Consider the following 17531-nt stretch of genomic DNA (forward strand, 5'->3'; position numbering starts at 1 on the left):
CAAGATATTTCTTTAGGTCAATTTGATCTAAAACTTCAACAAAAGAATACACTGAGTCGTTTATATCTATAATTCTTTCATAATCCACTGGTAATTTCAGTTGGATTGGTTTATAATAGTTCTCAGTGGTTATCATTTGTCGTAATTTGATTATATCACTAAAAACAACTGCACGCAAGTTATTGTTGTGCAGTTTGTTTTTTGCTATAAAATTTGGGGCCTCTTTACGAGGCCCCGTGTTCGTTTGGGGGACTGAGTTTTTTTACAACCCATTTTTCAATTATGCATTGGGATTAAGTGTTTTTATCTTATTGAGCAGGTACTCCTGTATCCTCAGGGCGTCATTAGCAGTCAATCCCTCGCTGTTCTTGTCAACGTCTGCAAGATATTCGCCCTCCTCTGTAATATGGCGCTCGTCTGTGCCTTTGATACCGTACTTATTTGGATTTGCAAGCGACTGCATTATAAGCACTGCGTCGCTCATATCAACTGTATCATCACAATTTGCGTCGCCGTACTTCGGAGGCTCAAGAGCTCCGCCCATAAGGTAATGCACTTCACAACTGTTAATGGTGTAGGGCTGATCCACTGCCTTTTCAGTCGCAGCGTTCCACACGTTCGACCACCATACCTGCACCTCGCAGGTCTTGAAAGCCCCCATCATTTCGTTAAGGTTAACATGAACGGTGAGCTTGCCGTCCTTGTCCGCGTTGCCCTTCCACTCGATGTTCTTCCAGTCGTCGGCAGTCGTTCCGAAGCCGACAGCACCACCGATAGAAGCGTTCGGAGCACCTGTAAGGTCTATCTGCATCTCCATTCCCACAGCAAACTTCGGCACGTCGGGAATAGTCACCGACTTCTTCTGTATTTCGAACTTATACGCTGTTGTGGTCGTTGTAGCGTTCGGGTCGGAAGTAGTAGTGACCGTAGTCGTTGTGGTGCTGGTGGTAGTTTGGGACGGGTCGGGGGGAGTAACGCCGTCCTTCTTGTAGAGATTCTTCGGGAGCTCATCAAGAGTTATACAATACTCGCTCTGATACATAGCAATAGTATCGTCCTTGGTATTGAAGGTTGGATTGGACAGGAAGTTGTTATTGTCGCTTCCCCCGTCGTACCATGTACAGAAGTAGAGCCAGCCGGCTTTTTCCTCCTGCATTTTATCAGGTGTCGAGAAGCAGTCGTTCTCGGCGAGGGATATCATCTTTGCACTGCCGTACTTCTCCATTATGCCGTAGAATACTGAGGAGAAGGGGCTGTCGTTGTGGTAGTACCTTGCGCTTCCTGTTGACCAGTCCGTACAGCTGTACTTGTCGTAGCCTATGATATCAACATAAGCGTCACCGGGATACCAGTCCACAGAGGTTGCAAAGTTATAGCTGTTCCACTCCCAGATAAGGTTGTGGCAGTTCAGCTCGTTAGTGAGAGTCTCGTAGGTGTATATCCACAGTTTTTTGTAAGCTGCGGAGCCTTCCCTGCCCCACCAGAACCATGAGCCGTTCTCACCGCCGCCGCCTTCGGCTTCGTGGAGAGGTCTCCATATAACGGGGATACCCTCGGCTTCAAGTTTGTTGAACTCCTTTGCGAGAGTTTTGAGAGTAGAGAGGTAATACTCGTTTTCCTTTGTGCCTGCCTCAGCAGCCTTTGAGGGTGAAAAATCTGTGTCCGATGCGGTATAGGTCGACAACGACCAGTCCATTTTCGTGCCGATGGTGTAGTTTGCGAAATCCTTCGGCACGTTGATATGATAGGAAGCGGTAGCGATACCGCCCTTGTTCTTTACCCAGTCGATGATACGGTCGGTAGAACCGTCGTCACTGCCGTAGAGAGGACAGCAGAAATTGCCGTAATCAAAGCCGCGTATAGCGGGATAGTGACCTGTGGTGTCCTTAAGGTACTCAAATTCCGTTTCAAGTCCGTGAGGACCGCCGCTGTATATCTCCTGCTGACCGGAGATTATGTGCTTGCCATAATTCTCTGCAAGATAAGCCATAAGGCTCTGTGTCTCCACGGTAGCCAGCTGGTCGCAAGGCGTTGTCTGCTTTGCCTCTATCTTCGCGTCAGACATGGGCTCAGCCGTGAGATAGTCGAACTGTGACCAGCCCCATGACTTCTCGATGACTATGGAATTGCTTCCTGCCTTAAGAGGTATTGCAGTGAGCTCCACAGCCTGATAGTCTTCGCCCTGAGGTATTCCTATAGCTCCCTGTGATGAGCCATTGACAGTCAGGTTCTGCTGCTTGTCGGTACCGATACCGAAGGCGTAGAAGGTCAGCCTGTAGGGACCGCCCTCCTCTACCGTCACATTCAGCGTGATAGTTCCGCTGTCTGTCATTTTCAGCGCGGAACCGCCGCTTGCATTCGAGTCCTTCTCCACTGTAACGTCACCGGTTATCTCAGCGTCCTCGAACTCGAACTTCAGCGGTTCGCCTGCCGCCGTTACAGCCGCTGTACTGTAAACGGCACAGTTAAGCATGACAGCTGCTGCCATTGCAGCAGCTCCTGCTTTTCTGAACACTTTTGTTCCCATATTTTAATATCCTCCTGAAAGTAGTGAAATTAGCTTTACAAATAATTGATTACTTTAATTATACTTAATAATTCATTAAAAATCAAGGACCGGTGAAGAATGTTTTCATATCATTAAAAAAATTCGTATACACGCACAATCGGGAGACGCTTTTTTAAGCATAAATTCCAAGGCAAGGGTTAAATCATACTTAAATTACTGTACGTTAAATAAAGCCTTTAATATACAGTCTTTAGTACGAAATATGTTGACAATTTTGCTAAAAAGGTGTATAATTTTATTGGAGATTCGTTTACTTTGTGCATGGAGGAGTGAAGAAATGACCGAATATCTTACCACTTACATGAAATACATTCAGGAAAAGCTTGAAAAATGCAGCGAGCCCTCGGAGCTTGCCGGAATAATGTCCGAGCATCTTGACAAAATAGCCTTCATGCAGCACGAAAGGATAGTCCATTTCCTCGTGACCATGCTTTTCTCGGTCATTCTTACGATTTTCATTGCGGTGCTGGTATTCACGCCGAATCTTCCGGTCCTGATACTTGTCACCATAATACTCGTGCTCCTGATATTCTACATAAAGCATTATTACTTTCTCGAAAATACAGTGCAGAAAATGTACAAGATATATGACGGCATACTCGAAAAGCAAAGGAAATTCAAGGAGAATGCCCGATGACAAAGAAAGAGATCGCTAAGCTTGCGGTGCAGGAGCTTGAAAAGCTCTATCCCGACGCCTCCTGCACACTGAATTATACAAAGCCTTATGAACTGATGTTCGCAGCTCGACTAGCCGCACAGTGTACCGACGCGCGAGTGAACGTAGTAACGGAAACTTTGTTCAAGAAATACCCCTCTCTCGAAGCATTTGCAAACGCTGATATAGCAGAGCTTGAAAAAGACGTAAAGCCCTGCGGCTTCTATCACAACAAGGCCAAGAGCTTAAAGGAAATGGCTTCGCAGCTAATAAACGACTTTGGCGGAGAGGTCCCCGATACTATGGAGGAGTTGCTCACACTTTCTGGTATAGGCAGAAAGACCGCAAACCTTATGCTGGGAGATGTTTTCGGCAAGCCGGCTATGGTAACAGATACTCACTGTATACGTATCACCGGACGTCTCGGCCTCACCAAGAACAAGGAGCCCGCAAAGGTCGAAAAGGATCTTGTTAAGCTCATACCACCTGATGTTTCTTCCGATTTCTGCCACAGGACGGTGGAATTCGGACGGGATATATGCAATGCACGAAAGCCGAGATGCGGAGAATGTCCGCTTAATTATTTCTGCAAATATTATAATGATAAATCAACATTTAGCAAAGCTTAATTTGGATTTTAGTAAGTAGTAAAGGAGATCACCATGTTATTCAACTTTAAACTAAGCACACCCTCAGAGGGACTTGTCGATATCACACACGAAGTAAGCGAAGCAGTAAAGGAAAGCGGAGTTCTCGAGGGCATATGCATAGTTTTCTGCCCTCATACCACTGCTGCCATAACTATTAACGAAAATGCTGATCCCGACGTCCAGACCGACGTTATAAAGGGCCTTGACAAATTCTTCCCAGAGCTACAGTCCTTCCGCCACGCAGAGGGCAACTCCGATGCCCACATTAAGTCTTCGGCAGTGGGAGCCAGCGAGACCATAATCATAACAGGCGGAAAGCTTCTTCTCGGCACATGGCAGGACATTTACTTCTGCGAGTTCGATGGTCCGAGAACAAGAAAGTTCTATGTTAAGGTAATGGGAGAATAATTATGGATAATATCGAAAAGCTTTCGGAAATAGTACAGAATTCTCACAGTATAGTATTTTTCGGCGGCGCAGGTGTTTCCACGGAAAGCGGCATACCCGACTTCCGAAGCGTGGACGGTCTGTACAGCCAGCAGTGGGACTATCCCCCGGAGACTATTCTCAGCCACAGCTTCTTCGTCGAAAAGACAGAGGAGTTTTACCGCTTCTACCGCGCAAAAATGCTCTGCCTCGACGCAAAGCCCAATGCGGCTCACCTTAAGCTTGCAGAGCTTGAAAAACAGGGAAAGCTGTCTGCTGTGGTCACTCAGAATATAGACGGACTTCATCAGGCTGCCGGCAGTAAAACGGTATACGAGCTCCACGGCAGCGTTCTCAGGAACTACTGCACAAAATGCGGAAAATTCCACGATGTTCAGTATATAGTCAACTCTGATGGAGTGCCGAAGTGCGAATGCGGCGGTATCATAAAGCCGGACGTGGTGCTCTATGAGGAGTCCCTCGACAATGATACAGTAAACGGAGCCGTACAAGCCATAGCGTCTGCGGATACGCTGATAATCGGCGGCACCTCGCTGAATGTATATCCTGCCGCAGGTCTTATACGCTATTTCAAGGGAAAAGATCTCGTTATAATCAATATGTCGCCTACCCAGATGGACAAGAACGCCGATCTGCTCGTATGCGACAGGATAGGAGAGGTATTCTCCAGAATTTAGGAGGTTCAGGCATGAAGCGACTGACAGCAGCTTTATTGTCGCTTATTCTGCTTAGCGGCTGCGGAGCAGGCTCCGTCCAGTCAAACAGAACAGCAGAGAGCGCAACGGAAATAAGAAAACAAAAGGCTGCTGAGCAGGTCATCAGCAGCGACAGCGGTATAATCTACCGTGAACGTCTGTACAATATTGATTCCTATACGAAATCAAACCTTATCATACAGTCCAACGGCAGCGTATGGTACGGTACATATATGCACAACGAGGGACAGATAGACAGGTTCAATCACCTCTGGACGAGCGAGGAGGAGTATACCGAGAACTACAGGCTCGACGACGACGAATGGCTCGCAGCCGTACTCACCGAGACCAAGGACGATGATTTCATGCTCTTCGGTGAATGTGAGCAGATCACCACTCTGTCCGAAAGTGAGATATCGGAACTCACGTCACTCATTTCGGAAACTGATCCGTTCAGTGCGGTCAATTTCCACTCAGACTCTCCCGACGAGGCGGAGCCAACAGAGATACAGACCGAGTACAGCTTTATTGACCTTGTTATCGGAGGCATGATATGCCGGGCTTACGCAAACACCCAGAGCTATGAATGTATGGTCCAGGATCAGAACGCAGCCGAGGTGATAAAACTCGTACACAATAGCGACTTCTACGGCAAATGGCGGGATATATGCAGGGAAAAGCTGATACCCTACAACGGTCAGTGAACCGGAAACAGTCCGCTCATCGTTATGCCGGATATAATTAACAGCTAAAAAGCCTGACAGCGCTGTATGCGCCGTCAGGCCTTTTTTACATAAGTCCGTTTACCTTCTTGAAGTCGATAAACTCCTCGTAGGTGCCCTGTCTGTCGAGGCAGCCCTGAGGCAGTATCTCTATTATACGGTTGGCGGTGGTCTGCATTATCTCATGGTCATGAGAAGCAAGGAGAACTACTCCCTTGAAGTTTATGAGACTGTTATTCACAGCGGTTATGCTTTCAAGATCAAGGTGATTGGTGGGACGGTCGAGGACAAGCACATTTGAGCCGAAGAGCATCATGCGCGAGAACATACATCTCACCTTTTCTCCTCCGGAAAGTACGTTTACAGGCTTGTATACATCATCTCCGGAAAACAGCATACGTCCGAGGAAACCGCGGAGATAGGTCTCCGTCTCGTCCTTTACGGAGTACTGACGTATCCAGTCGAGTATGGAAAGCTCACAGCCGTTGAAGTACTCGGAGTTATCCACAGGCATATATGAGGTAGTAACCGAAACTCCCCACTTGAAGCTTCCGGAATCGGGCTGCTCCTCCTCCATGAGTATCTTGAACAGCATAGTTATCGCCTGCTCGCTCTCGCCGACAAAAGCTACCTTATCCGTCCTGCCGAGAGTGAAGCTCACATTATCAAGGAGCTTTACACCGTCAACAGTCTTAGTAAGCCCGTCCACCTGAAGTATATCTTTGCCTAGCTCCCTGTCCATATCAAATCCTATAAAGGGGTATCTTCTGCTTGAAGCCGGTAGCTCCTCAACAGTAAGCTTTTCGATTAGCTTACGGCGCGAGGTCGCCTGATTAGACTTTGACTTATTAGCTGAGAAACGGGCGATAAAGTCCTTGAGCTCCTTGATTTTTTCCTCATTCTTCTTGTTCTGCTGTTTTATCATGCGTTGTATGAGTTGGCTGGACTCGTACCAGAACTCATAGTTGCCCACATACATCTTTATCTTGTTATAGTCGATATCGACTATATGAGTACATACATTATTAAGGAAGTGACGGTCATGGGATACCACAATCACCGTACCGAAGTACTCGGAAAGGAACTCCTCCAGCCATCGCACCGCGTCAATATCGAGGTGGTTAGTAGGCTCGTCGAGGAGTATGATATCCGGGTTTCCGAAAAGTGCCTGCGCAAGGAGAACCTTTACCTTTTCATTACCAGAAAGTGAAGACATCTGAGAGTAGAGTATATCCTCTGAAAGTCCCAGACCCTGTATTAGCTTTGAGGCGTCGGATTCAGCCTCCCAGCCGTTGAGCTCCGCAAACTCACCTTCCAGCTCGGAAGCCTTTACGCCGTCCTCCTCGGAAAAGTCCTCCTTTGCATAAAGAGCATCCTTTTCCTGCATTATCTCATAAAGACGAGCATTTCCCATTATCACGGTATCCAAAACTGTGTACTCGTCATAAGCGAAGTGATCCTGTTTCAGGACGCTAAGGCGCTCCTCCTTAGGCATAATAACCTCACCGGAGGCTGGCTCCAGCTCTCCGCAGAGGACTCTGAGAAAGGTAGACTTTCCTGCTCCGTTTGCGCCGATAACGCCGTAGCAATTTCCATTTGTGAATTTAAGGTCTACATTTTTGAAAAGCGTTGAGCCGCCAAACTGCACGCTCACGTTACTTACTGTTATCATATTTACTCCTTCCGTAAATCATAATTTAACGGATTTGCCGTTAAATTCCGCACAACAGAATTCATTATATCACATTTACGGAAGAATGTAAAGAAAAAAATACTGTAAACAAGCGGCTGCTATTATATCGAAACATACTCCACATCGGAATTGTATCTTTTAAGATGTTCATCTATGCGCTCACGGGATATATTCTCACCTATAACTATAATCACGGACTGTCCCTCGGAGACAGGCGATATCTCGGTCTTTTCACGGGTGGCGTTTATTTTCAGCCAACCGCCCGCCGCAGGCAGTCCTCCCTTTATGCGGAATATCCTGCCGCAGCTATCATCACTCATGATATCTGTTATTATCTCACCTATCCGCTCCTGCGGCAACGCAATATGCATGAAGTAGTGTACCGAGCTCCCTATTTCATCGGGACTGAACTTCTTCACGTAGCTTGTCCCCCTGTAGCCAGCACAGCTAAGTGTCTTGTAGTCCTCGCTGGTAAAATCCTTCCAGTCCTTGGCTATAACATCCCGCTGGGTCAGTCTACGGTCGCAACGGATATCCTCCATTGCGCGGTTTACGTGATCGAGTATACTCTGAATAAGAGCTTCGTCAGCCTCTCCTTGAAGCTTGCTTATAACAAGCTTTCCGCAGCAGGCAGCCTCGGAGCCGAGCATGTACTCCATTTTCGGCGAGAGCTTTTCCTCCATCTCACTGTCGGCAACCGTGATAACGCTCCCAATCTCAAACCAGTTGTCTAACGGCGATTCGTGGAGGATATCGAAGAATTCATCCATATCGAATATGCCAGAAGGTTCGACGATAACCCGATCAAGATGCTGCATACCGAGGGATATTAGCTGCGTTTTGAAGCGCCGCCTGTGACAGTCCGCGTCACAGCCTCCTGCTATCATTTCAAGGCGGCAATGCTCCCCTTTCAGTTCCTGAAGCATCATCATATCTATGTTGACAGCACCAAAATCATTTTCAAGAACGGCGATATTCTCACCGCTGTCGATGAGGTGCCGTGCGTATTTCAGCAAAAGGGTAGTCTTCCCGGAGCCGAGAATTCCCGTAAGAAGGTCTATTTTAGTCATTGTCCGCAACTCCTTTTATATCAAGTATATCACACAGACTGTATTAAGTCAATTTGTTGCATTCGGTAACACTAGACTACTTATCTGAAAGCGCTTATCTGAAAGCTAAAGGCTTTTTTGCCGCACTCTTTGCTATTTACGTAATAATGTGATATAATATGATTTGAAATTATTATATGAGGTGACTTATGAGCAAGATATATATAGTTGAAGACGATAGGGCTATCCGTGAGGAGCTGGCGGAGCTTCTGCGCAATTCCGGCTACGATACTGGATACCTTACGGAGTTTTCTAACTCAAAGGCGGAGATACTCGCCGCTGGAGCAGACCTTATACTCATGGATATAAATATCCCAAGCCTCAACGGCGAGGAACTCCTGAAGGAAATACGCAGAGAATGCGATACCCCCGTGATAATGGTCACGAGCCGCACCTCTGAGACTGACGAGGTCCTCTCCATGAGCTACGGCGCGGACGACTACATAACCAAACCCTACAATCCGACTATACTCCTCCTACGTATATCCGCAGTGCTCAAACGTGCGTCAGGCACCACGACAGTACAGACCTACAGTGGCTTGCAGGTCAACGACGCAAAGGGCTCCCTTACAGACGGCAGACGTGAACTTATTCTCACGAAGAACGAGATGATAATTTTCCGCTTTATGCTGGATAGACAGGGCTCTATCGTCACTCGTGACGAACTTATGACAGCTCTCTGGGATAACGACGAATTCGTAAACGACAACGCCCTTACCGTCAACATCAGCCGCCTGCGCTCAAAGCTTGCGGAGCTTGGATGCGAAGACGCCATAGAAACACGTAAGAAACAGGGGTACATACTGAAATGAAGCTTGGAAGTTATATCAGGGACAGACTTTGGTTCTATATCACAGCGGCGGTATTTTCGGGAATGATACTACTGTTTCTGACCGCCTACAGGGTAAGCGGTCAGCTTACAGCCTTTATTGAATCGCTGTTCCTGCTCTTTGTGATATCCGCCGAAATAATAAACTTTATGCGCAAGCACAGGTTCTACAGCGAGCTGGGTGAAAAGCTCAGGGGACTTGATAAGAAATACCTCATACACGAAATGATAAACAAACCGGATTTCCTTGAAGGAGAGCTGACCTACGAAGCCCTTTGTGAAGCCAATAAAGCCATGTGCGAAAATGTGGCTAAATATAGGAAAAGCTCCTCTGATTTCCGTGAGTTCATCGAGATGTGGGTACACGAGGTAAAGCTTCCTCTATCGAGCCTGCAGCTCATGGCTCACAATCATAAGGATGAGCTCGGAGAAAAATCTCTTGAACAGCTCCGGCGCATAGACAGCTATACAGATCAGGTGCTTTACTATGCGCGTTCCGAGAACGCCGAAAAGGACTATATAATAAAGGAGATATCCCTGAAACGGACAGTTGCGAACACTGCCTTGAAAAACCGCGAGTCGATACAGATTGCAGGAGCTTCCATAGAAACGGAGGGACTTGACATTACGGTGATGACAGATGGAAAGTGGCTGGAATTCATGCTTGGACAGTTCACGGCTAACAGTCTAAAATACACAGTTAAAGACCGCGAACCGGCAATACGCATATCAGCCGAAGAGCATGAAGACAAGGTGCTGCTACATTTCCGGGACAACGGTGTAGGCATCCCCGAAAACGATATCCCCCGTGTTTTCGATAAGTGCTTCACTGGTGAGAATGGTCACACCTATGCAAAATCCACGGGTATGGGACTATATATAGTAAAAAGCCTCTGTGACCGTCTCGGACACAGTATATCCGTGACCTCGGAGCGCGGAAGCTTTACAGAATTCACAATTACCTTTTCAAAGAACGAGCATTACCTTATGAAATCCTGATAAATTCAATGTTACATAAATGTAATGTTGCGTAATGTTAAAAACACGACCAAAGGTATTGCATGATGTATAATAAGATCATGGAAAGGGAGAACAGCTCCCAATAATAAAGATACCGAAAGGAAATGATCTTATGAAAAAGCTTACATCAAATATTATCAGGATACTTTACATTGCCACCAGCATCTTCGTTATACCGGTTTCGTGCTTAGAAATATACGAGATAATAAGCGGCAGAGCAGCTGTTGATCCTTACCTCAGGAACCTTATGGACGGAATTTTCTGGAGCGTATTTGCGGCCAACTGCCTTTGCAGCTGCTACATCAGCAAACACAAGAACAGGATAGAAGCATAAAAGGAGATACAGTCATGTCATTACTCAGATTGGAAAAAATAGAAAAGTATTACGGAAATAAATCAAACCTCACAAAGGCTGTGGACGATATCTCCTTTTCAGTGGAAGGCGGCGAATTTACCGCGATAATGGGAGCTTCGGGAAGCGGCAAAACCACTCTCCTCAACTGCATATCCACTATCGACAAAGTTACCGCCGGTCATATCTTCCTTGAGGATACTGATATAACAGCTCTCAAGGGAAAGGAGCTCAACAAGTTCCGCCGTGAAAAGCTGGGCTTTATCTTTCAGGACTTCAACCTTATGGACACCCTTACAGCTTACGAGAATATCGCTCTTGCGCTTTCAATACAGAAACGCTCCGCAAAGGATATTGACAAGGCTGTAAAGAATGTGGCAGAACAGCTCGGTATCACTGAGGTGCTAAGCAAATATCCCTACCAGATGTCGGGCGGTCAGAAGCAGAGAGTTGCCTCGGCAAGAGCTATAGTTACCGAGCCCAAGCTCGTCCTCGCAGACGAGCCCACAGGCGCTCTTGACTCAAAGTCCGCTAAAATGCTGCTTGAACGCTTTAATTACCTCAACAGGGAGCATAACGCTACTATCATAATGGTAACTCACGACTCCTTTACCGCAAGCTATGCTTCAAGAGTGCTCTTCATCAAGGACGGAAAGCTCTTCAATGAGATAATCCGCGGAAAGGACAGCCGCAAGGAGTTCTTCGACAAGATAATAAACGTAGTTACCCTGCTAGGAGGTGACGTGAGCGATGCTCTTTAAGATATCTCTCAGCAATATCCGCAAAAGCATAAAGGATTACGCGGTATATTTCTTCACTCTTATAATCGGCGTTGCGGTATTCTACATATTCAACGCCATAGAGACCCAGACCGCCTTCATCAGAGTCAACGAAACACAGCGCGAATTAATAAAGATACTCACAACGGCCATTTCCGGCGTAAGCGTATTCGTAGCCATAGTCCTCGGACTGCTCATCGTATACGCCAGCCGCTTCCTGATGAAGCGCCGTAACAAGGAGTTCGCCCTGTATATGATGCTTGGCATGAGCAAGTGGAAGATATCCGCTCTCCTGCTCTGCGAAACTGTTATCATAGGTATCGGCTCCCTCATTGTGGGACTTCTCATAGGAGTGAGTCTTTCGCAGGTAATGAGCGCAGTCGTGGCAAACCTCTTTGAAGCCGACATGAACGACTATAAATTCACAGTATCAGGCTCGGCGATAACAAAGACAATACTCTACTTCGGTATTATGTACCTGGTCGTAATGATCAGGAGCGGCTTCGTTATCAGCAAGTGCAGGCTCATCACCCTTATGAACTCTGGAAAGCGCTCGGAAAAGATAACCATGAAGAATCCGTGGCTCTGCGTTGTTGTATTCCTTATCTCCGCAGCAGTACTCGTATGGGCATATCATACAGTGGGCTGGGACTTTGAACACCTCAATGAAAAAAAGATAGGTCTTGCCATACTTGCAGGCATAGTTTCCACATTCTTTATCTTCTGGTCGGTGTCGGGTATGCTCCTGAGAGTGATAATGTCCGCAAAGGGCGTATATCACCGCGGTCTGAACAGCTTCACCTTCCGTCAGATAAGCAGCAAGATAAACACCACTATCGCTTCAATGACAGTTATATGCCTTATGCTCTTTGTGACTATATGCACGCTCTCAACTGCATTCACTATCAGGAACTCACTGAACAAGGGCGTTGAGGACAATTTCCCAGTGGATTTTTACGGACGCTTTTCTCTTCATATTAATGATTCCTCAGACGACTCCTCATACAGGACAGGCGATATCGACGATGTATATGCTCAGCAGAATATGAGCATTTACGACGATTTCGGAGAGTACCGCCACTTCCATGACTACGTCGAAAGCAACTTTACCTTTGACACCTTTGCCGGCGACAGAAAAGACGAACTGACAGGCAGTTCAATGAGCATATATGCAATGATGAACTTTGATATCTCATTCCTGAAGCTCAGTGATTACAACGCTATAATGGAGCTCTACGGACAAAAGCAGATAGAGCTCGGCGACGGCGAATACGCTGTAAGCGCAAACGCCTCGGGAATGCCTGAGATGTATGACAAGCTCCTTGAGGACGGCACCGAAATAACTGTTTTCGGTAATGCTCTCAAGCCAAGGTCGAAAAAATGTGTAATAAGCTCATTTTATCCCGATATGAATGCTTCAAATACAGGTACTATAATCGTTCCCGACAATGCAGTATCCGAGGAATACCGCGGAGTTGATTATTTCGTCGGAAACTACAATGCCACAGACAAAAAGGGCAGAGAAGCCGCAGAACAGACAGCAATAGACCACTGGACTTATGTTATGCACTGGTATCAGAGCGAAACGAAATACGGCTCTATGCAGAGTATTGAAACAAGGATCGAGGCTGCAAACGATGCCATAGGCATAGGAGCTGTAGTTACCTTCCTCGGACTTTATATCGGCTTCATATTCCTCGTATCCTGCGGTGCTATACTTGCGCTTAAGGAGCTTTCCGAGAGCGCTGACAGCATACCGAGATACACCATGCTCCGCAAGCTTGGCGTAGAGGAAAAGGAGATCTCCAGATCCATATTCCTTCAGTCGGGAATATTCTTCCTGCTGCCGCTGCTTCTGGCTTGTCTCCACTCCTATGCGGGTATGAGATTCGCCAAGATCGGACTTGATCTGCTCGTAACGGAGAATTATGTAAAACCCGTTATCTTCACCGCTATCGTACTCATAGCGATATACGGCGGCTACTTCCTGCTCACCTTCCTTGGAAGCAAGGCGATAACAAGAGAACAAAAGTAAGCTTTTTATGATATAGTTTCAGCGGCTTTCTGTAAAGGGAGCCGCTTTGTTTTTTAGTTGAGATTAAAGAGTTGAGAGTTAGAAATCAATTTTAAGCTTTGTAGCAATGCACAAAACAGCACTTTGGTTTTTGTGAATATATTACTAATTTCTCATTCTGCTCAATCCTTTTCTCCTCAACTGACATGAATATATATATTCCGCCAAAAATTTTCTCCCTGTTAAAAATCTCTTGAAAACCGTTATTATAAGTAGTATAATAGTACCGTTGCGTGTCTTTTTTGGAAATATAATGTAAAAGAGGTTAGTAAAATGGCTGAAAAAGCATTGAAACCAACGGAAGAAAAGCTCAAACCAAAGCTTTTCTCGGTTATGAAGACCTATACTAAGGAGCAGTTCATAAAGGACATCATCTCCGGTATAATCGTCGCTATTATCGCTCTGCCCCTTTCTATCGCACTTGCTCTCGCTTCGGGAGTTGGTCCTGAACAGGGCCTTTACACAGCAATAATAGCAGGCTTTATCGTTTCATTCCTTGGCGGAAGCCGTGTGCAGATAGCAGGTCCTACGGCTGCCTTTGCAACTACAGTTGCAGGTATCGTAGCCGTCGAGGGAATGGACGGTCTTGCAATATCGGCGATTTTGGCAGGCTTGATACTGATAATCATGGGCTTCTGCCGCTTCGGAGCCCTCATAAAATATATACCCGGTACTATAACCACCGGCTTTACCTTCGGTATCGCCGTGACTATCCTCCTCGGACAGGTCAAGGACTTCCTCGGGCTCACTTTCAAAAATAAGCCTATCGAAACTGTTGACAAGATAAAGGAGATATTCACCTGTATCGACACTATCAACTGGCAGGCTCTCCTTATCGGCGTTATCTCACTTGCTATACTTATACTCTGGCCGAAAAAGCTGGAGAAGATACCCGCCTCTCTCATAGCCGTCATAGTTTGTTCAGCTATAGTTAAGCTCAGTGGTATAAAAGTTAACACTATCGGCGACCTCTATACTATATCAAATTCCCTCCCCAAGCTGACCGTGCCGGAGGTCACCTTCGCAAGAGTAAGAGCTCTAATTCCTAATGCCTTCACTATTGCAGTACTCGCAGCTGTTGAGTCTCTTCTCTCATGCGTTGTCGCAGACGGTATGATAGGTTCAAAGCATCGCTCGAATATGGAGCTCATTGCTCAGGGTACTGCAAATATAGGCTCTGCTTTCTTCGGCGGTATCCCTGCTACAGGCGCTATTGCACGTACAGCTGCAAACGTAAAGAACGGCGGACGTACTCCTATCGCAGGCATGGTACACTCAATAGTACTCGTTATCATACTCGTTGTTCTAATGCCCTATGCTTCGCTTATCCCAATGCCTACTATTGCGGCTATACTCTTTATAGTAGCTTATAACATGTGTGGCTGGAGAAATATCAGAAACACCGTAAAGACTGCTCCCAAGAGCGATATAGCAGTGCTATTCGTAACTCTAATACTCACGGTAGTATTTGACCTCGTTGTTGCTATCGGCGTAGGCATGGTAATGGCTGCTCTCCTCTTCATGAAACGGATGGCTGACGTTACCGAAGCTCACGCATGGAGAGATATCGACGATGAGGACACCGACCCCGACAATATCCTTCTCAAGAAGATACCCAAGAATACCCGTGTATTTGAGATAAACGGTCCTATGTTCTTTGCAGCTTCGGATAAGTATAAATACGTCCTCAGCGACAGGAATATTGACGTTCTCTGCATAAGAATGAGAAATGTACCGGCTATGGATGCTACGGGCGTTGAAGCTCTAATGCGCATAGTCAAGCGCTGTGAACGCCACAACGTAAAGGTGGTATTCTCTCACGTAAACGAGCAGCCTATGAAGGTCATGACCAAAGCCGGCTTCATCGAAAAGGTAGGCAGGGAAAATTTCTGTGACCACATTGATACGGCACTTCTCAGAGCAGAAGCGCTTGAAAATGAAATTTCAGCAAAAAGAGCATAATAAAAGGCGAACTTTAGTCCGCCTTTTACATCTAAATGCTATAACATCTTCAATTTGTCCACTTAATCTGCAAAAAGTGAGTTGATAACAGCTACTGAAAGTGATATCATATATCACAGAGAATGGTATATAGGTTCCATTCTTCAAATAGTTGAAAGCTTTTTAGTGCTTTCCGCTTAAGCCTGCGAAGGCTTTTGAAAATCATCCTCATTGAACCGATGCCGGAGTTTCAGTGTTCTTCGGTATCGGGATTTTTTTCAAAAAAATCCCGGCAAGGGAGAGAGTACCTCTCCTTTGCCGGTTTTTTTATATTATAAATGCGAAATAAATAACTTATATTTCAATTACTTCCTGAGACCAAGAAGCTTTTCCTGAATAGCAACTGCGTCGTTTGTTGTAAGACCGTCGCCGTCAACATCAGCGTTTGCCTCGCCCTGCTCTGTGAGAGCGTGTGAATCAGTACCGCCTATGCCGTACTTGTTGGGGTTAGCAAGAGCCTGCATGATAAGAACTGCGTCGCCCATATCGAGCTGACCGTCGCCGTTAGCGTCGCCCCAGAGCTGCATTGTAGCACCTGCCGGAGGAGCTGTTGTTGTAGTTGTAGTAGTAGTGGGTTGAGTTGTTGTAGTTGTTGTGGTAGTTGTAGTTGTTGTGGTGGTAGTAGTTGTAGTTGTTGTTGTGGTAGTTGTAGTAGTTGTTGTATCCGGTGTAGGAGGCTCGATCTTGTCAGCAAGAGCCAGAATGTTGTTATAGAACGACTTAGGCTGGTAGTTGCTGAACGGAAGCGGTGAACCGCCGTTCTGGTTAGCTCTCCAGCTTCTCTCATCTGTTGTTCCCCAGAGTGTGAGGCAGGAGATGTTCTTAGCGTTCTTCATAGCTACCTCAAAAATCTGAGGATAGAGCTGACCATTTGAACCTGTGCTGTTTGTGATATCAAGCTCTGTGATCTGTACATCAAGACCGAGAGCTGCAAACTTCTTGAGAGCTGTCTCAAACTCGCTTGCTGAAGGATATCTTGAATCAAGGTGAGCCTGCATACCGATACCATCGATATAGTCGCCTTCCTTCATGACTGTCTTAGCCATATTTACAAGGTCGTTTGTCTTAGCACTCATATACTCGTTATAATCGTTGAGGTAGAGCTTTGTCTCCTTGGGGGCATACTGTCTTGCATACTTGAATGCGTTTACAACGAACTCAGAGTTGCCTTCACCATATACTCTTACCCAGTTGGAGTTGCTACCAGGTCTCATTCCGCCGCCATCGTTAACGAATAGCTCGTTACAAACGTCGTATGAGTGTACCTGAAGATTCGGGAACTGGCTCTTAAGAGCGCTGAATGTATTCTTGATCATGCTCTCAAGACGCTTGTTCATTCTGTCCTTGGAAACAGTACCGCCGTTATCCTGGAACAGTGAGCTCGGAGTCTGGCTGTACCATACGAAAGTATGACCGCGAACACCGATACCGTTCTGCTCTGCGAACTTAAGGATATTGCTTGCGGAGCTAAGGCTTATGTTTACTTCATCACCATTTACGCCCTTAACGATAGAATCAGGCTTCATTTCGTTTTCGCAGGTGATAGAGTTATAATTCTTCTTGATGAATTCCTGAGCCTGAGAATTGCCGATCTCCATTCCGCTTACGGAAGTTCCAAGACGGAAATACGGTCCCATTACATCCTTGAATCCGCTGCCGCCCTTTTCATATTTATAGTTGAGGTTCTGGTGAGCTGCAACGCCTTCTGTGCTGCCTGCGCCGGAATATGTAGTATCATTACCGCCGCCTGCATTGCCGCCGCCGTTGTTTCCACCGCCGTCCCAGGTCTGTCCGCCGCCGTTACCGCCGCCAAAATCCCAGCCGCCGCCTTGCTGACCGCCGCCGAAGTCCCAGCCGCCGCCTTGCTGACCGCCGCCGAAGTCCCAGCCGCCGCCTTGCTGGCCACCGCCGAAGTCCCAGCCGCCGCCTTGCTGAC

Annotated in this window: 15 protein-coding genes; 11 read left to right on the top strand and 4 right to left on the bottom strand. The window is 46.6% G+C overall.

What is annotated here, in order from left to right:
- Positions 1 to 280: 280 nt before the first annotated feature.
- On the bottom strand, positions 281 to 2527 hold the full coding sequence (locus J6U00_RS13065; protein ID WP_296582521.1) for a glycosyl hydrolase: 2247 nt from the start codon (positions 2525 to 2527) through the stop codon (positions 281 to 283).
- A 319-nt stretch (positions 2528 to 2846) separates the two neighbouring features.
- On the opposite strand from J6U00_RS13065, the gene J6U00_RS13070 reads away from it, so the two are divergent.
- From J6U00_RS13070 to J6U00_RS13090, 5 genes are read left to right on the top strand one after another with little or no spacing between them, the layout of a single operon-like run.
- The gene (locus tag J6U00_RS13070; RefSeq protein WP_296582522.1) at positions 2847 to 3206 is read left to right on the top strand and encodes a hypothetical protein; all 360 of its coding nucleotides are present in this window, start codon (positions 2847 to 2849) and stop codon (positions 3204 to 3206) included.
- Entirely contained in the window at positions 3203 to 3853 is a 651-nt protein-coding gene (gene nth / locus J6U00_RS13075; RefSeq protein ID WP_296582523.1) for an endonuclease III, read from the top strand. Before J6U00_RS13070 ends, nth begins: the two co-directional genes overlap by 4 nt.
- Positions 3854 to 3886: 33 nt before the next feature.
- Positions 3887 to 4282 (top strand): secondary thiamine-phosphate synthase enzyme YjbQ, encoded by a 396-nt coding sequence (locus J6U00_RS13080; protein WP_296582524.1) that lies wholly within the window; start codon positions 3887 to 3889, stop codon positions 4280 to 4282.
- A gap of 2 nt (positions 4283 to 4284) precedes the next feature.
- Positions 4285 to 4998, top strand: a complete 714-nt coding sequence (locus J6U00_RS13085; RefSeq protein ID WP_296582526.1) for an NAD-dependent protein deacylase — start codon at positions 4285 to 4287, stop codon at positions 4996 to 4998.
- Between the two features lie 11 nt (positions 4999 to 5009).
- Positions 5010 to 5720 carry a hypothetical protein gene (locus J6U00_RS13090; protein ID WP_296582527.1) on the top strand — a complete coding sequence of 237 codons (711 nt, stop codon included), beginning with the start codon at positions 5010 to 5012 and terminating at the stop codon, positions 5718 to 5720.
- A gap of 85 nt (positions 5721 to 5805) precedes the next feature.
- On the opposite strand, the gene J6U00_RS13095 is transcribed toward J6U00_RS13090, so the two are convergent.
- Both J6U00_RS13095 and J6U00_RS13100 read right to left on the bottom strand, forming a co-directional pair.
- Complete coding sequence (locus J6U00_RS13095; protein WP_296582529.1) at positions 5806 to 7410, bottom strand: ATP-binding cassette domain-containing protein; 1605 nt, start codon at positions 7408 to 7410, stop codon at positions 5806 to 5808.
- A gap of 122 nt (positions 7411 to 7532) precedes the next feature.
- Entirely contained in the window at positions 7533 to 8501 is a 969-nt protein-coding gene (locus J6U00_RS13100; RefSeq protein WP_296582531.1) for a GTP-binding protein, read from the bottom strand.
- A gap of 188 nt (positions 8502 to 8689) precedes the next feature.
- Here J6U00_RS13100 and J6U00_RS13105 point away from each other — a divergent pair, with 188 nt between their 5' ends.
- The 6 genes from J6U00_RS13105 (at position 8690) to J6U00_RS13130 (ending at position 15556) form a co-directional block, all read left to right on the top strand.
- A complete protein-coding gene (locus tag J6U00_RS13105; RefSeq protein ID WP_296582534.1) occupies positions 8690 to 9352 on the top strand; it encodes a response regulator transcription factor in 663 nt (220 codons plus the stop codon).
- Positions 9349 to 10368: a sensor histidine kinase gene (locus J6U00_RS13110; RefSeq protein WP_296582536.1), complete on the top strand. Its 1020-nt coding sequence runs from the start codon at positions 9349 to 9351 to the stop codon at positions 10366 to 10368. Before J6U00_RS13105 ends, J6U00_RS13110 begins: the two co-directional genes overlap by 4 nt.
- Before the next feature lie 133 nt (positions 10369 to 10501).
- Positions 10502 to 10723, top strand: a complete 222-nt coding sequence (locus J6U00_RS13115; RefSeq protein WP_296582538.1) for a hypothetical protein — start codon at positions 10502 to 10504, stop codon at positions 10721 to 10723.
- 14 nt (positions 10724 to 10737) lie between these two features.
- The gene (locus J6U00_RS13120; RefSeq protein ID WP_296582540.1) at positions 10738 to 11502 is read left to right on the top strand and encodes an ABC transporter ATP-binding protein; all 765 of its coding nucleotides are present in this window, start codon (positions 10738 to 10740) and stop codon (positions 11500 to 11502) included.
- Positions 11492 to 13555 carry an ABC transporter permease gene (locus tag J6U00_RS13125; protein ID WP_296582542.1) on the top strand — a complete coding sequence of 688 codons (2064 nt, stop codon included), beginning with the start codon at positions 11492 to 11494 and terminating at the stop codon, positions 13553 to 13555. Before J6U00_RS13120 ends, J6U00_RS13125 begins: the two co-directional genes overlap by 11 nt.
- A gap of 312 nt (positions 13556 to 13867) precedes the next feature.
- Positions 13868 to 15556: a SulP family inorganic anion transporter gene (locus tag J6U00_RS13130; RefSeq protein WP_296582545.1), complete on the top strand. Its 1689-nt coding sequence runs from the start codon at positions 13868 to 13870 to the stop codon at positions 15554 to 15556.
- Between the two features lie 344 nt (positions 15557 to 15900).
- Here J6U00_RS13130 and J6U00_RS13135 read toward each other — a convergent pair.
- Positions 15901 to 17531, bottom strand: a 1631-nt coding sequence (locus J6U00_RS13135) for an endo-1,4-beta-xylanase (protein ID WP_296582547.1), incomplete at its 5' end; no start/stop codon positions are given.

Origin of the sequence: Ruminococcus sp., from assembly GCF_017650195.1 — a bacterium.
Lineage (GTDB): Bacteria > Bacillota > Clostridia > Oscillospirales > Ruminococcaceae > Ruminococcus.

What these genes read in the sequence shown, in the direction of transcription:
- J6U00_RS13105 (WP_296582534.1), top strand. Translation starts at nt 8,690, where the DNA reads ATGAGCAAGATATATATAGTTGAAGACGATAGGGCTATCCGTGAGGAG.
- J6U00_RS13095 (WP_296582529.1), bottom strand. Translation starts at nt 7,410, where the DNA reads ATGATAACAGTAAGTAACGTGAGCGTGCAGTTTGGCGGCTCAACGCTT.
- J6U00_RS13065 (WP_296582521.1), bottom strand. Translation starts at nt 2,527, where the DNA reads ATGGGAACAAAAGTGTTCAGAAAAGCAGGAGCTGCTGCAATGGCAGCA.
- J6U00_RS13100 (WP_296582531.1), bottom strand. Translation starts at nt 8,501, where the DNA reads ATGACTAAAATAGACCTTCTTACGGGAATTCTCGGCTCCGGGAAGACT.
- J6U00_RS13090 (WP_296582527.1), top strand. Translation starts at nt 5,010, where the DNA reads ATGAAGCGACTGACAGCAGCTTTATTGTCGCTTATTCTGCTTAGCGGC.
- nth (WP_296582523.1), top strand. Translation starts at nt 3,203, where the DNA reads ATGACAAAGAAAGAGATCGCTAAGCTTGCGGTGCAGGAGCTTGAAAAG.
- J6U00_RS13130 (WP_296582545.1), top strand. Translation starts at nt 13,868, where the DNA reads ATGGCTGAAAAAGCATTGAAACCAACGGAAGAAAAGCTCAAACCAAAG.
- J6U00_RS13070 (WP_296582522.1), top strand. Translation starts at nt 2,847, where the DNA reads ATGACCGAATATCTTACCACTTACATGAAATACATTCAGGAAAAGCTT.
- J6U00_RS13120 (WP_296582540.1), top strand. Translation starts at nt 10,738, where the DNA reads ATGTCATTACTCAGATTGGAAAAAATAGAAAAGTATTACGGAAATAAA.
- J6U00_RS13080 (WP_296582524.1), top strand. Translation starts at nt 3,887, where the DNA reads ATGTTATTCAACTTTAAACTAAGCACACCCTCAGAGGGACTTGTCGAT.
- J6U00_RS13085 (WP_296582526.1), top strand. Translation starts at nt 4,285, where the DNA reads ATGGATAATATCGAAAAGCTTTCGGAAATAGTACAGAATTCTCACAGT.
- J6U00_RS13115 (WP_296582538.1), top strand. Translation starts at nt 10,502, where the DNA reads ATGAAAAAGCTTACATCAAATATTATCAGGATACTTTACATTGCCACC.
- J6U00_RS13110 (WP_296582536.1), top strand. Translation starts at nt 9,349, where the DNA reads ATGAAGCTTGGAAGTTATATCAGGGACAGACTTTGGTTCTATATCACA.
- J6U00_RS13125 (WP_296582542.1), top strand. Translation starts at nt 11,492, where the DNA reads ATGCTCTTTAAGATATCTCTCAGCAATATCCGCAAAAGCATAAAGGAT.